The 14,012-nt window shown below is 67.1% G+C and carries 13 protein-coding genes; 8 read left to right on the forward strand and 5 right to left on the reverse strand.

The annotated features are described in order from the left end of the window. Window positions 1-28 precede the first annotated feature (28 nt). Together glyA and VFB33_15530 are read left to right on the forward strand one after the other, a co-directional pair. The gene (glyA, locus tag VFB33_15525) at window positions 29-1,276 is read left to right on the forward strand and encodes a serine hydroxymethyltransferase (protein HZO83104.1); all 1,248 of its coding nucleotides are present in this window, start codon (window positions 29-31) and stop codon (window positions 1,274-1,276) included. A 20-nt stretch (window positions 1,277-1,296) separates the two neighbouring features. Next, a complete protein-coding gene (locus VFB33_15530) occupies window positions 1,297-2,376 on the forward strand; it encodes a TIGR03617 family F420-dependent LLM class oxidoreductase (GenBank protein ID HZO83105.1) in 1,080 nt (359 codons plus the stop codon). A 72-nt stretch (window positions 2,377-2,448) separates the two neighbouring features. On the opposite strand, the gene VFB33_15535 is transcribed toward VFB33_15530, so the two are convergent. Further along, complete coding sequence (locus tag VFB33_15535) at window positions 2,449-2,979, reverse strand: VOC family protein (GenBank protein HZO83106.1); 531 nt, start codon at window positions 2,977-2,979, stop codon at window positions 2,449-2,451. 171 nt (window positions 2,980-3,150) lie between these two features. Between VFB33_15535 and VFB33_15540 the strand changes: the two genes are divergently transcribed. The 6 genes from VFB33_15540 to VFB33_15565 all read left to right on the forward strand — a co-directional run bounded on the left by VFB33_15540 (window position 3,151) and on the right by VFB33_15565 (window position 9,113). Further along, window positions 3,151-4,206, forward strand: coding sequence for an Mrp/NBP35 family ATP-binding protein (locus VFB33_15540; protein ID HZO83107.1), 1,056 nt, complete (start codon window positions 3,151-3,153; stop codon window positions 4,204-4,206). 108 nt (window positions 4,207-4,314) lie between these two features. Further along, a complete protein-coding gene (locus VFB33_15545) occupies window positions 4,315-4,650 on the forward strand; it encodes a 4Fe-4S dicluster domain-containing protein (protein HZO83108.1) in 336 nt (111 codons plus the stop codon). Between the two features lie 216 nt (window positions 4,651-4,866). Then, window positions 4,867-5,970: an inositol-3-phosphate synthase gene (locus VFB33_15550; GenBank protein ID HZO83109.1), complete on the forward strand. Its 1,104-nt coding sequence runs from the start codon at window positions 4,867-4,869 to the stop codon at window positions 5,968-5,970. Between the two features lie 40 nt (window positions 5,971-6,010). Next, window positions 6,011-6,727, forward strand: coding sequence for a class I SAM-dependent methyltransferase (locus VFB33_15555; protein HZO83110.1), 717 nt, complete (start codon window positions 6,011-6,013; stop codon window positions 6,725-6,727). A 77-nt stretch (window positions 6,728-6,804) separates the two neighbouring features. Next, window positions 6,805-8,037, forward strand: coding sequence for a bifunctional phosphopantothenoylcysteine decarboxylase/phosphopantothenate--cysteine ligase CoaBC (coaBC, locus tag VFB33_15560; protein ID HZO83111.1), 1,233 nt, complete (start codon window positions 6,805-6,807; stop codon window positions 8,035-8,037). A gap of 11 nt (window positions 8,038-8,048) precedes the next feature. Then, window positions 8,049-9,113, forward strand: coding sequence for a PHB depolymerase family esterase (locus VFB33_15565; protein HZO83112.1), 1,065 nt, complete (start codon window positions 8,049-8,051; stop codon window positions 9,111-9,113). A gap of 12 nt (window positions 9,114-9,125) precedes the next feature. Here VFB33_15565 and VFB33_15570 read toward each other — a convergent pair whose 3' ends face one another. The 4 genes from VFB33_15570 to VFB33_15585 all read right to left on the reverse strand — a co-directional run bounded on the left by VFB33_15570 (window position 9,126) and on the right by VFB33_15585 (window position 13,941). Continuing rightward, window positions 9,126-10,325: a CoA transferase gene (locus VFB33_15570; GenBank protein ID HZO83113.1), complete on the reverse strand. Its 1,200-nt coding sequence runs from the start codon at window positions 10,323-10,325 to the stop codon at window positions 9,126-9,128. Window positions 10,326-10,451: 126 nt separating this feature from the next. Continuing rightward, window positions 10,452-11,672, reverse strand: a complete 1,221-nt coding sequence (locus tag VFB33_15575) for a CoA transferase (protein ID HZO83114.1) — start codon at window positions 11,670-11,672, stop codon at window positions 10,452-10,454. Window positions 11,673-11,729: 57 nt separating this feature from the next. Then, the gene (locus tag VFB33_15580) at window positions 11,730-12,953 is read right to left on the reverse strand and encodes a CoA transferase (protein ID HZO83115.1); all 1,224 of its coding nucleotides are present in this window, start codon (window positions 12,951-12,953) and stop codon (window positions 11,730-11,732) included. 22 nt (window positions 12,954-12,975) lie between these two features. Beyond that, window positions 12,976-13,941: a cyclase family protein gene (locus tag VFB33_15585; protein HZO83116.1), complete on the reverse strand. Its 966-nt coding sequence runs from the start codon at window positions 13,939-13,941 to the stop codon at window positions 12,976-12,978. Between the last annotated feature and the right edge of the window lie 71 nt (window positions 13,942-14,012).

The following is a 14,012-nucleotide window of genomic DNA, read 5'->3' on the forward strand; positions in this document are numbered from 1 at the left end:
TCCCCATGGGTAAACGGGTGAAACAATGATGGACGCGCTGCGGCAGACCGATCCCGAAATTTACGAATTGATCCGCGCCGAGGAGCGCTACGAGCTCGAATCGGTGCGGCTCATCCCCTCGGAGAACTACGTCTCGCGCGCGGTGCTCGAGGCGACCGGCTCGATCCTGACCAACAAGTATTCCGAAGGCTATCCCGGCAAGCGCTACTACGAGGGCCAGCGCTACATCGACCGGATCGAGACGATCGTCGCCGAGCGCGCCCGCGCCCTGTTCGGCGCCGAGCACGCCAACGTGCAGCCGTACTCGGGCTCGCCCGCCAATCTGGCCGTGTACTTCGCGCTGCTCAAGCCGGGCGACACGTTGATGGGACTCGCGCTGCCGCACGGCGGCCATCTGACCCACGGATGGAACGTCAGCGCCACCGGCACCTTCTGGCGTCCGGTGCATTATGTTGTCGATCGCGAGACCCAGCGTATCGACTACGACGCCGTGCGCGACCTGGCGAAGAAGGAGCGCCCGAAGCTGATCGTATGCGGCGCCACGGCCTACCCGCGCCAGTTTGACTTCAAAACCTTCGGCGAGATCGCGCGCGAGGTCGGCGCCTATCTGCTCGCCGACATCTCGCATATCGCGGGGCTGATCGTGGCCGGCGCGCATCCCGACGCCGTCCCCCACGCCGACGTCGTCAGCACAACGACGCACAAGACGCTGCGCGGCCCGCGCGGCGCGATGATCCTCTGCCGCGACGCGGTCGCCGAAAAGATCGACAAGGCGGTCTTCCCCGGCTTGCAGGGCGGCCCGCACAACCATACGACCGCCGCGATCGGAGTCGCGCTCAGGGAGGCGGCCACCCCGGCCTTCAAGGAGTACGGCCATCAGATCGTGCGCAACGCCCGGGCGATGGCGGAGGAGCTGCTCGCGCGCGGCTTCAATCTGGTCTCCGGCGGCACCGACAACCATCTCATCCTGATCGACCTGACCAACAAGAGCGTGATCGGCAAGAAGGCGGCCCAAGCGCTCGACCGCGCGGGCATCGTGTGCAACTACAACACGGTGCCCTACGATCCGCGCAAGCCGTTCAGTCCCAGCGGCGTGCGCTTGGGCACGCCGGCCGTGACCTCGCGCGGGATGAAGGAGGGCGAGATGCAGCAGATCGCGCGCTGGATCGACGACGCCGTCGCTCACGTCGATGACGAAGCGGCACTGGCGCGGATCAAGGGCGAGGTGGTCGAGATGTGCCGCGCCTTTCCCGCCCCCGGCATCGCGGTAGGGTGACGGCGCGTAACTGGAGAGCCGTGGCCCAGATCAAAATCGAGCGCATGTTGAACCTTGGCGCGCCGTACACGCCCGAGATGGGCGCCGGGGGCACGCCTGAACCGACCTGGAGCACGCTGCGCGAGCAGGTGCGCGAAGCCGATGCGCTCGGCTACGATGCCGTCGTCGCGGTCGAAACCCAGCACGACCCGTTCCTCGCGCTCGCGGTTGCGGCGCAGGAGCCGTCGAAGGTCGAGCTCGGCACCGCAATCGCGCTCGCCTTCACCAAGAGCCCGGTGGCAACCGCCTATATTGCGTGGGACCTCCAGCGGATGAGCGGGGGACGGCTGGTCCTCGGGCTGGGCTCGCAGGTCAAAGGGCATATCACGCGGCGCTTCGGGATGCCGTTTAGCAAGCCGGCGCAGCGGATGAAGGACTACGTCGGCGCGATGCGCGCGTGCTGGAACACCTGGCAGACCGGTGCGCCGTTCGAGTTCCGCAGCGAGCATTACAATCTGTCGCTGATGACCCCCAACTTCTCGCCGCCCCCGCTCAAGCATCCGCATATCCCGGTCCTGATCGCGGCGGTGCAGGAGCGGATGCTGCAAGTGGCGGGCGAGGTGTGCGACGGCGTACGCCTGCATGGAATCGTCACGCGGCGCTATATCGACGAGATCGCCTTTCCCAACCTGCGCAAGGGATTTGCGAAATCGGGACGGCCCGCGGGCGAATGGGACAATTTCCAGATCTCGGGCGGCGGGTTTCTCTGCACCGCGCCCGACCAGGATTCGCTCGCGCGCGCGGTGCGGAAGATGAAAGAGACAATCGCGTTCTACGGCTCGACGCGTTCGTACCGCTCAAGCTTCGAGCTCGACGGATGGGCCGACACCGCCGAGCAGCTCCATCGCTTGTCCGTCCAACAGCGCTGGCGCGAGATGCCCGCGCTGGTGAGCGAGGAAATGGTGCACGCGTTCGCCGCCGTCGGCACCTATCGCGATATCGCCTCTGTGATGAAGAAGCGCTTTGCGGGAATCAACCGGCTCAGCTTCGAGATCCCCATCCGCAACGAGCACGATCGCGGCCTGGTGCGCGAGGTGATCCAGGAACTGCGCCGCCCGTAGCACGCAAAATCAGGGAAGGCAGCCTTTCCGGTGGGCGGGCAGGCGGCCCGCCCAGCCGAACACGTCGAGCAGCTAGGCGCGGACGGGCTTGATCTCGAGGCCGTCTGCCAGGCCGAGGTCGCGCACCGAGATCTCGAAGCGCGGCTGCATCCGGGCGTCGTCCTCGTTGAACTCGCGGGTGTAGGTGCAGTACTCGAGCTGCATCCCGTTAGGGTCCTTGAAGTAAATCGATTTGGCCCATTCGTGATCGACCACATCGGTCACCTGCACGCCCTTGGCCGCGAGTTCCGCGCGCTTCTCGCGCAGCGCCGCCTCGGTGCCGACCTCGAAGGCGAAATGATAGAAGGCGCTCGGCACGCCGAGGCCGCGATTTATTCCCGCGTCGTACTCGGCCGGAATCCCCGGCACCCCGCGCGCCTCCATGAAGGCGATTAGCTGGTCGCGGCCGGTGTCGAAGAAGATGTGACGAATGTGGCCGCCTTCCTTAATGTTGATGATGTCGCAACGCACGGCCTTGAAGCCCAGCACGCCTTCGTAAAACTCCCGCGTGCGGTCGAGGTCGAGCGTGGAGACTCCGATGTGCGAAAAGCCTTTGTGTCTCATGGTCCGCTCCCTTTGGCTGCCGGCGCGTGTGGCGCGGGCGGCAGACTTATATCGCTTATCAGCGATGGCGAATGCTACCCCAAGCGCGCAGCGGAGGCGAGAGGAACGAGGACGTGCGCCGGCCGCAAATGGAGGCTTCGCGCGGCGGCTTCGCTCTGGAATAATCGTCGCGTGGCTAGAGAAATAAGCATCGAGGCGATGCTCGACGCGCTGCGCGGGGTCAACTATCCGGGCTACGCGACCGACGTCGTCTCGCTGGGAATCATCGAGGGTATCCAGCCGCTGGAGAGCGGCGGCGGCTTCGCCGTGATCGTGCGCCAGCCCAGCGAGCGCGAGGAGGTGATGCGCGAGCTGGCGAGTGCGATCCATCAGGCGCTGACGCACCAGCTGGGCGTGGGCCGGATCGAGCTGCGCGTGCGCCGGCTCGAAGCCGAGCTGGGCGAGAAGACCGGGCGGGTGCGCTTAGACGGCACGCGCTACGTGGTCGCCGTGCTCAGCGGCAAGGGCGGCGTCGGCAAATCGACGGTGGCGGCCAACCTCGCGCTGGCGCTGCGGCGGCTGGGGATGACGGTCGGCCTGCTCGACGCCGACATCTACGGGCCGTCGGTGCCGATGATGTTCGGGGTCGGCGACGAGCGTCCGCGCGCGGCGGGCGGGCAGCATTTCTATCCCGTCGAGCGCTACGGGGTGAAACTCATCTCGATCGGGTTTTTCCTGACCGAAAAGTCGCCGGTCATCTGGCGCGGGCCGATGGTGATGGGCGCGATTCGCCAGTTTCTCAAGGACACGCTGTGGGGTACCCAGGATTTTCTGATCGTCGATCTGCCGCCGGGCACCGGCGACGCCCAGCTCACGCTCGCGCAGCTCGTCGCGCTCGACGGCGCGGTGCTGGTCACCACGCCGCAGGACGTGGCGCTGGCCGACGCCACACGGGCGGCCCGGATGATGCGTCAGCTACATTGTCCGATCCTCGGCGTGGTCGAAAACATGAGCTACTTCGTCTGCCCCGATTGCGGAGAGCGCGACCCGCTGTTCGGCGAGGGCGGGGGAGCGAAGCTGGCCGCCGCCGAGGGCACCGAGGTGCTTGCCCAAATTCCGATCCAGCCCGAAGTGCGCGCGGCGGGCGATGCGGGGATGCCGATCGTCATGAGCCACCCAGAGCATCCGGCAAGCCTCGCCGTCATGGAGCTGGCGCGCCGCGTGCTCGCGGCAATGCCCAAGGACTAGGCCGCGCGCTTCTACTTGCGGGAGAAAATGCAGGCCGATAGGCTGGCCGGCGAATGCCGGAGGCTTCACGCGCCAGCGACCGGCCCGAGGCTCGTTCTGGACTGATACGTGTCAACGCTGATCACCGAGGAGTGCATCAACTGCGGCGCCTGCGCCCGCGAATGTCCCAACACCGCAATCTATGAGGGCGGCCAGCCGTGGGAGCTCGACGGTGTCGAGCATCCGCCCCTGCGCGAGGACATCTTTTACATCGTGCCCGACAAGTGCACGGAGTGCGTCGGCTTTCACGATCGCGAGCAGTGCGCGGTGGTGTGTCCGGTCGACTGTTGTGTCCCGGATCCCGACATCCCCGAGGAAGAAGCAGTGCTTATCGAGCGCGCGCGCCGGCTCCACCCGGAGCTGGTGTTTGTCGAGCCGTTTCCGTCGCGCTTCGGAAAGGGCTGAGCCGACGCTGCCCCATCGGCCGCAAGGGCGCCGGGACTCGAGCGCGTCGGGGCGCCTGTGGAAAGCGCGTGGGCGGGCAATTTACTTTGCGTTCGCGCTGCTATAAAAGACAGCGGTTATCACTTCCACTTATGCTTGGGGCGCCCCCTGATACGCTAGCATCCGGGGCCGGGCTTATAGCCGATGAGGTGGTGGTGAGTTGATGAGAAGAGGGACATGGCGAAGATTCGTGTAGCAATCGTCGGGGTAGGCAACTGCGCATCCTCCCTCCTCCAGGGAATCGAGTTCTACCGGCACGCCCAGGAAGAGGCCCGCTGTAATCCGGTGGGCCTGATGCACTACGACCTCGGCGGCTATAAGCCGGGCGACATCGAGGTCGCCTGCGCCTTCGACATCGACGCGCGCAAGGTCGGCCGCCCGCTCGAGGACGCCTGCTTCGCGCCGCCCAACAACACCGTCACCATCTGGCGCGATCTGCCCAAGTACGGCGTCAGCGTCGAGATGGGCGAGATTCACGACGGCATCGCCGAACACATGGCGCAGTACCCGCCCGAGATGAGCTTTGTGCCGGCAAAACAGCCGCCGGTGGATATCGAGCGCCGCCTGCGCGAGAGCGGGGCGGAAGTGATGCTGTGCTACCTGCCGGTGGGCAGCCAGCGCGCGGTCGAGCGCTACGCGCGCGCCTGCCTGGCCACCGGGGTCAGCCTGCTCAACTGCATGCCGGTCTTCATTGTGTCCGACGACCGGTGGGCGGCCGAGTTCGCCGAGCGCAAGATCCCGGTGATCGGCGACGACGTCAAATCGCAGCTCGGCTCGACCATCCTCCATCGCGCGATCATGAAACTGTTCGCCGACCGCGGGATCAAGGTGCGCCACACCTACCAGCTCAACACCGGCGGCAACACCGACTTCCTCAACATGCTCGACCGCTCGCGCCTGGGCTCCAAGCGCAAGTCCAAGACCGAAGCCGTGCAGAGCGTGCTGCCCGAGCGAATGCCCGACACCGACGTCCATATCGGCCCTTCCGACTTCGTCGCCTGGCAGCGCGACAACAAGATCTGCTTCCTGCGCATCGAGGGCGAGGGCTTTGCGGGAATCCCGATCGAGCTCGAGCTCAGGATGTCGGTGCAGGATTCGCCCAACTCGGGTGGTGTTGTGATTGACGGCATCCGCTGCCTCAAGCTGGCGCGCGACCGCAAGGTTGGCGGGCCGCTGTACTCGATCGCCGCCTACACGATGAAACATCCGCCGCGCCAGATGCCCGACGACATCGCGCGCGAGCGGGTCGAGAAGTTCATCAGCGGCGAAATCGAGCGCTAGCCGGCGGTCGTCGCGCCGGCCGCCGCCGGCGACATTTTAGATGAGCGACTCCGCCAGCATCATCGCGCGGCTCTTCGACGCTGGCGCCGCCAGTTACGACGCGGTCCGGCGCAAGCTGGTCCCGTGCTTCGATGCGTTCTACGCGAGTGCCCTGGATATTATCGGCGAATGGGCGGCCGGGGCGGCGAGTCCGCCGGCCCTGCTCGACCTCGGCGCGGGCACAGGGTTGTTCTCCGCGATGGTGGCGGAGCGGCTGGCCGGCGCGAAACTCCATCTGGTCGACGCCGCGGAGGCGATGCTGGCCGAGGCGCGCCAGAGATTCGCGTCCACGCCCCACAACGTGAGCTTCGCGGTCCGCGACTATGCCGAGGGCAGTCTCGGCGGCCCGTGGGACATCGTCATCTCTGCGTTGTCGATTCATCATCTGGCCGACGACGCCAAGCGCAGGCTGTTCGCGCGCGTCTTCGACGCTCTGCAGCCGGGGGGCCTGTTCGTCAACGCCGACCAGGTGCTCGGCCCGACGCCCGTGGCCGAGGCGCGCTACCGCCGGCTGTGGGACAAGGCGGTTCTGGCCTCCGGCGTTGACCGGCGCGAGTACGAGCGCGCGGTCGAGCGAATGCGCTACGACCGATGCGCGCCGCTCGACGCCCAGCTCGACTGGATGCGTGCGGCCGGCTTCAGGGAGGTCGATTGCGCCTTCAAGCACTGGCGCTTCGCCGTCTATTTTGGCTTCCGGCCCGAGGCCCGACGCGCCTGAGAGCGTCCGGCACCGACGGCGCGCCCAGCGCGCCGCTCTTTCTCCGTATCCCGCTTACGCCGTAGAATTGCGCCACGATGGGCGTGCTGAAGGACAAGACGATCGTGCTCGGCGTATGCGGCGGAATCGCCGCCTACAAGGCCGCCGAGCTGGTGCGGTTGCTGGTGGGGCGCGGAGCGCGGGTGCGCGTCATGATGTCGCGCAACGCGGCCGAGTTCATCACCCCGCTCACCCTCCAGACCCTGAGCGGCAATCCGGTCGCGACCGAGACCTTCAACCTCACCCAGGAGTCCGAGATCGGCCATATCCGGCTCGCCGACAGCGCCGACGCGATCGTGATCGCGCCCGCCAGCGCGGATGTGATCGCCAAGGCCGCGGTCGGTATCGCGGACGATATCCTGACCACCGTGCTGCTCGCCGCGCACTCGCCCGTGGCCTTCGCACCCGCGATGAACGTCCACATGTACGCCCATCCGACGGTGGCCGAGAACCTTGCGCGGCTGCGCGCGCGCGGCGTAACGGTGGTCGAACCGGCCTCGGGCGAGCTCGCCTGCGGTTACGAGGGCAGGGGAAGGCTGGTCGAGCCCGCGGTGATCGTCGAGGAGGTCGAGCGGATGCTCTCCCCGCACGACCTCGCTTCCGAGCGCCTGCTGGTGACCGCGGGGCCGACGCAGGAGATGATCGATCCCGTGCGCTTCATCTCCAACCGCTCGACCGGCAAGATGGGCTTCGCGATCGCGCGCGCCGCGTGGCGGCGCGGCGCGCAGGTGCGGATAATCGCGGGGCCGTCGCCGCTGGCGACGCCGCACGGCGTCGAGCGAATCGACACGGTCGGCGCGGCGGAGATGCTCAGCGCGACCTCGCGCAATTTTCCGTGGTGCTCGGCGCTGGTGATGGCGGCGGCGGTGGCGGACTTTCGCCCGGCGCGGCCAGCGGCGCAGAAGATCAAGAAGAACGCGCGCGGGATGACGCTCGAGCTGGCGGCGATCGCCGACGAGATGCCGCGGCTGGCCGCGCGCAAGGGCTCGCGCATCGTGATCGGCTTCGCCGCCGAAACCGAGGAGCTTGAGCGCAACGCGCTCGACAAGCTGCGCCGCAAGAAGCTCGACCTGATCGTCGCCAACGACGTCTCGCTCAAGGACGCGGGCTTCGCCGTCGACACCAATATCGTGACGCTGATCGGCGAGGACGGCCGCCCGGTCAGCCATCCCAAGCTCAGCAAGGACGAGGTCGCCGACGTAATCCTCGACCGCCTCGTCGCGCTGCGCGCGGCCAAGTCCGGGCGCCGAACGCTGCGCGCCGTCCGCTGAGCCTCCCGCACGTGCTCGCAAAGGCGCTGGCGTGCGCCACGCTCGTGGCCATGGTGCTGGCGGTCGGAAGTGCGGCGGCCGGCGAGGGCGCGTGCGGGCCGTTTGGCGACGCACCAGCCAAGCTGCTGGGCGCGGACAAGCCCTCCTGCGGCGACGGCGAACTGCTTGGGCCGTGGCGGGATGGCGACGGCGCCCAGCGCTACGCCTGCCTGTTCGCCCCGGCGTCGGCCTCGCGGCAGAACCGCCTGCCACTGGTGGTTTACCTTCATCCCTCGCTGTTCGGCCCGACCACGGCAAGCCAGGCTGGGCTGCTGGACCTCGCGGCGAAATATGCGCTGAGCGGCGATCCCAAACGGCCGGGGTTTGTCGTGCTCGCGCCACAAGGCCGCAACACCACCCACTACTATCCACATCCCGACCGCAGCGGCAGCGGCTGGGACAACTGGTACCGGCAGCTCAACCCGGCGGGCGACGTCAGGATTGGCGCGACCGTCTATCGCGAGAACGCCGACGCGGCGGCGATTGATCACTTCGTAGCGGAGGCCGCGGCGAGCGGCAGGGTCGATTCGCGGCGGATTTACGTCACGGGATGGTCCAATGGCGCAGCGATGGCGCTGCTCTACGCGCTCAACCGGCCCAATATCGCGGCGGCGGCGGTCTATTCGGCGCCCGACCCCTTTGGGGCGTTCGGCGACCCGTGCCCACAGGCGCCGGTAGCGGACCCGGCGACGAGCGTCCGGCACATTCAGATCTTCAATCCGCGGCTGCCCGTGATGCACGTGCACAATAGCTGCGATATCGCGGGCCTCTGTCCCAACGGCGAGCGGCTGGCGACCGAGCTGCGCGCCGCCGGCGTCAGCCTCGACGATGTGATCATCGACGGCGCCGGCAAGCGCGTGGATGCGTGCTGGTCATGGTGCGGGGACAATCCTGACGGCGACCTGAGCCTGTTGCGCAATCCGATCGGATGGACGCTGGGGGTCAGCCGCCACAACCGGTGGCCGAAGCAATGGACGCCCGCGATGCTCGACTTTCTGCGCGCCCATCCGCTCCGTCCCACCGCAGTGCCGTTCTGAGGCGCACAAGCTTCAAATCACCTTGCGGGCCCGCAACCCGGCGAGCGCTGCGTCATCGAGCCCAAGCTCGGAGCGGTAAAAATCATCAGTGTCGGCGCCGAGCGCGGGCGCGCACGAGCGCGGCTCCGCAGCTTCGGCATTCATCCTCAGCGGCGAGGTCCAGATCGTGATCCGCCCCAGGCGGGGGTCGTCGATCTCACGCAACATCCCGCGCTCGTGCAGATGGGCGTCGGTCATCACCTCGTCCAGCTCCTTGACGATGCCGCAAAAGACGTCGGCGGCGCCGAGCGCCGTCATCAACTCCTGGCGCGTATGGGCCCGCGTCCAGTTCGAGACCAGCTCGTCAACCTCGTCGATACGTTTGGCGCGCGCGCGGACGTTGACGAAGCGCGGATCGTCGGCTAGTTCCGGCCGGCCCATCAGCTCGCACAACCGGCGCCATCGATGATGGTCGGCAGCAAGGATCAGCACGTAGCCGTCGCGCGCGGGATATACATTGTACGGCACGATCACGCCGCCGGCGGAGCGATTGCCGTCGCGCGTGCTCCGGATTCCCATCCCGTAGTGCGCGCCAATATGCGTTGTCAGCGTGGGCACCACCGCATCCTGGAGCGCGACCTCGACCAGCGTGCCCTCGCCGGTGCGGTCGCGATGACGCAGGGCGGCTAGGATAGCGGCGGCCAGATGGACGCCGCCGAGCATGTCCACCACCGCCGGCCCGGCCTTCATCGGGGGCCCGTCGGCCTCGCCGGTGGTCGCCAGCACGCCGCTCATCGCCTGCACCACCGGGTCGAAGGCGGGCAGGTCGCGGTAGGGGCCGCTGAGCCCGTAGCCTTTGCCGGTCGCGTAGATGAGCCGCGGATTGAGCGCGTGCAGGACGTCCCAGCCCACTCCGAAGCCCTCCATTGCGCCGTAGGCGTAATTCTCGACTACGACATCGGCGCGCGCGGCCAGGCGCTTGAAGATCTCGCCTCCATCTTCGCTCTTGAGATTGAGGGTTATCGAGCGCTTGTTGACGTTGAGGATCGCGAAGCCCAGGCTGATCTCGCGCTCCGGGGCGCGGTACAGCGCGCGCATGCCCTCGCCGTGGCCGGGCGGCTCGATCTTGATCACGTCCGCCCCGAGGTAGGAGAGCAGCAGCGTCCCGTACGGGCCGTTGTAAAAGTGGGTCAGATCGAGCACGCGGATGTCGTCGAGTGGAAGAGCCGGCACAGTCGCACCCCCGGGCGCGCGGCGAAGGTGTGGGATGCCGCGCGCACTCACGCCCCCTTATAGCAGAGGCGACGCGCCGCTGTAGCGCGCCGCCTCTGGATCAGGCTTTGCCCAGGCGCCGCGGCGTCAGGCGACGATCCCGGCCTTGCGCAGCCGGTTGATTTCGTCGCTCGACATCCCGAGCAGCGAGCGCAGGACGTCGTCAGTATCGGCGCCGCGCAGCGGGGCGGGGCTGCGGACCTCGCAGGGCGTGCCGGACATCTTCCATGGGATTCCGGCGTGCTTACGGCGCCCGACCTCTGGATGCTCGAGCTGCACCAGGTAGCCGCGCTCGATCAAGTGGCGATCCTCGGCAAGATCGCGGTTGCTCATCGACGGAAAGGCGGCGACACCCGCGCGCTGAAGGGTTTCCGCCGCTTCCCACTTGTCGCGCTCGCGCGTCCAGGCCGAGATGATCTCGTCGAGCGCGGCCTCGTTACGCTTGCGCAGGGCGGCGGTCTTAAACCGCGGATCGTCGGCGAGCCCAGCCTGGCCAATCGCGCCGCACAGCGCGCGCCATTCTTCCTCGGTCCCGACCGCGATCGACACCCACTGATCGTCGTTGCCCTTGCTCTTGTAGGTCTCGTGCGGCGACATCATCGGGTCGTGATTGCCCCGGCGTGCGGGCTCGCGATGATTGATGTCGTATTCCAGCAGTCCCTCGGCCATGTGCACCAGCACGGCTTCCCACTGCGACTGATCGATGTACTGGCCCTCGCCGGTAAGATCGCGATGGAGCACGGCGGCGATGATCGCGTAGGCGCCCATCACGCCGGCGTTCGGATCAGGGTAGGAAACGCCAATCTCCGAGGGCTCGCCCCCTTCGTAACCGGTCAGCCAAAACTGGCCGGAAAGGGCCGAGGCCGGCGGGCCGTAGCCGACAAAGCGGCGGAACGGGCCCGTCTGCCCGTAGCCGGACATCGAGATCTGGATCAAATCCGGCTTGAGCGTGCGCAGCTTGTCGTAGCCGAAGCCGAGCTTCTCCATCACCCCGGCCGCGAAATTGTCCGCGACGACGTCGCAGTGCGGCACCAGCTTGTAAGCGAGGTCGACCGCCTCGGGCTTCTGAAGGTTTAGCAGGATGCTGCGCTTGCCCTGGTTGTACTGGTTGAAGTAACCGGCGCGGTTGGGGCCGGGGATGTTGTCGGCGAACGGCGGGATCGCCCGCGTCACGCACGGCGGGCGCGCGGTGGTTTCGATACGGATGACCTCGGCGCCGAGATGCGCCAGGGTCTGGGTACAGAACGGCCCCGCCCATGCCCAGGTGAAATCGAGCACGCGCACGCCGCTAAGAGGTAGATCGGCCATAGCATTTTTCTCCACGAAGATGGTCCGGCAACTCGGACGGCGCCCGATCGGCGCCGCTCAGATGGCGCCCGCCTGTCTGAGCGCGGCCAGCCGCTCGCGCGGTATCCCGAGCTCGCCGCATAAGATCTCCTCGCTATGCTGGCCCAGGCGCGGCGCGGGCCGGCGCAGCGACCACTTGGTCCGGCCGTACTGGGAGGGCGCGCCGGGCAGATTGAGCGTGCCGACGCCGGGCTGCTCGAAACGCACGAAGAAGCCGCGCTCGCGCAGATGTTCGCTCTCGTACATCTGCTGCATGGTATTAACCGGCGCGAACGGGATGCGGTTCTCCTGCGCCTTGCGGTAGAGCTCGATCACCTTGTTCGAGCGCAGCCACTCGTCCATCAGCGCGCGCAGCGCGTCCATGTTCTGCGCGCGGGTCACGCGGTCCTTGAAGATTTCCTCCTTGGCCCACTCCGGGTTGCCCATCAGCTCAACCAGCCGCTTCCACTGATCTTCCTCGACTGAAAGCACGAAGAGTTTGCCGTCTGCGCAGTCGGTGATGAACCACGGGCCCAGGGCGCGCGAGCCCAGGCGCGAGGTCTCGCGCCCGGCGTAGGTCCAGTGCATGAAGTTCATCTCGAGCATCGCCGCGATCGTCTCCTGCTCGGAGACGTCGATTGCCTGGCCGCGTCCGGTGCGCAGCTTGTGCCGGTAGGCGGCCAGCGCGGTGATCGCCGCGTGCGCACCACCCTGGTAGTCGCACTGCGCGCCGAACGGCTTGAGCGGCGGCAGCTCGGGGTAGGGCGAGGCGCCGGGGCTGAGAAAGGCCCAGCCGCCGGCGTTGGACGCGTTGAGCTCGTAGCCGCGCCAGTTGGCGCGCGGCCCGCGATCGCCGTACATCGAGATCGAGGCCACGATCAGCCCCGGGTACTTCGCACACAGCGCCTCGCTCTCCAGGCCCATCTTCGCCCGCTCATATGGCGGCACGTTGTGAATCAGAATATCGGCGCTTTCGAGCAGCCGCCCGAGGATCTCGCGCCCCTCGGGCTTGGTAAGATCGGCGGTCACGCCGCGCTTGTTGGTGTTCAGGTAGATGAAAAGCCCGCTTTTTTCGGGGTCGGGCTTGTCGTTGGGGAACGGACCGCGCGTGCGAGCCAGGTCGCCGGCGGGCGGCTCGACCTTGATGACCTCGGCGCCGAGGTCGGCCATCATCTTGGCCCCGTAGGCGGCCGACACGCCCTGTCCGCACTCGACGATCCTGATCGCGCCCAGGCCGCGCGGATCTCTCTTGGCTGTGCTCATCTTCCGTGCCTTCCCGTGACCGTCACTTGATCACGATCGGGTTGACCGGCGAGCCTGCTCCGCCCACTACTTTCAGCGGCGCGCCGACGAACAGGAAGCTGTACTGCCCATCCTTGGCGCAATCCTCGGCGAGATCGTGGGTCCAGTCGATTTCGTTGAAAATAACCCCCTGGTAGTGAAGCAGCGCCATGTGCAGCGGGATCATCGTGCCGCTTTCTTCATGGAACGTCTGCTCGGTAGCGATCGTGTCGCTGCCAACCGATGGGATCTCCATCTCGTGGAACCATTTCACGAGTTCGGGGCTGTAGCCGAGGCCCGGCTCGTTGAAGGCGCCCTTGGGGAAGATGCCCTCGACGCCAAGATCGTAATAGCGCTTGAGCCAGCCGGTGTGGATGATCAGGATGTCGTGCTTTTCGATCGGGCTGTTCTGCTTCCTGGCCGCGCCCAGCAGATCGTCAAGCGTGATCCGCTCGCCGGCGTCGAGGTTTGGCTTGCCTTTGTAGCTCGCGGCGTCGATCAGCAGGCCGCGCCCGACCACGCCGTGCTCAGCGATCGGCTGGATCGAGCACTTTTGCAATCCGCCCATCGTGGTCTTGGCGTCGTAGCCGTTGTAGATGGTGTCGCCGTGCCAGACATGGCCGAGCGCGTCATACTGCGTGGTGCCCTGGAGGTACATCGTGATCACGTCGTCGGCGTACTCGCCGCCGCCGGGGAAGGGCTGCGCGCGGCCGTTGAGGTAAAAGCCCTTGTCCATCGCCATCGTCCGAATAGGCTGCGAGCGCGACGGGTAGAGCGGGTCGCCCTGCGGGCGCGCTACCGGCACCCCGAGGGTGAAGACCCTGCCCTGTTTGACCGAGCGGATGCCGCGCAGGACTTCGGCGCTGGTCAGGAAGTTGAGCGCGCCGATCTCGTCGTTGGGTCCGAAGCGCCCCCAGTTCTTGGGCGCGCTCTTGAGCAGTTCGGTGAATGGTACCGGCTTGTTGGCCATATCTAACCCCGCTGAGGCTTGGTTTGAGCGATCCGTTTCCTTAGCCCGTTGCGCCGTTTGAAGCAATGACC

The organism is Candidatus Binataceae bacterium (assembly GCA_035650475.1).
In the GTDB taxonomy this organism is placed as follows: Bacteria; Desulfobacterota; Binatia; order Binatales; family Binataceae; genus JAKAVN01.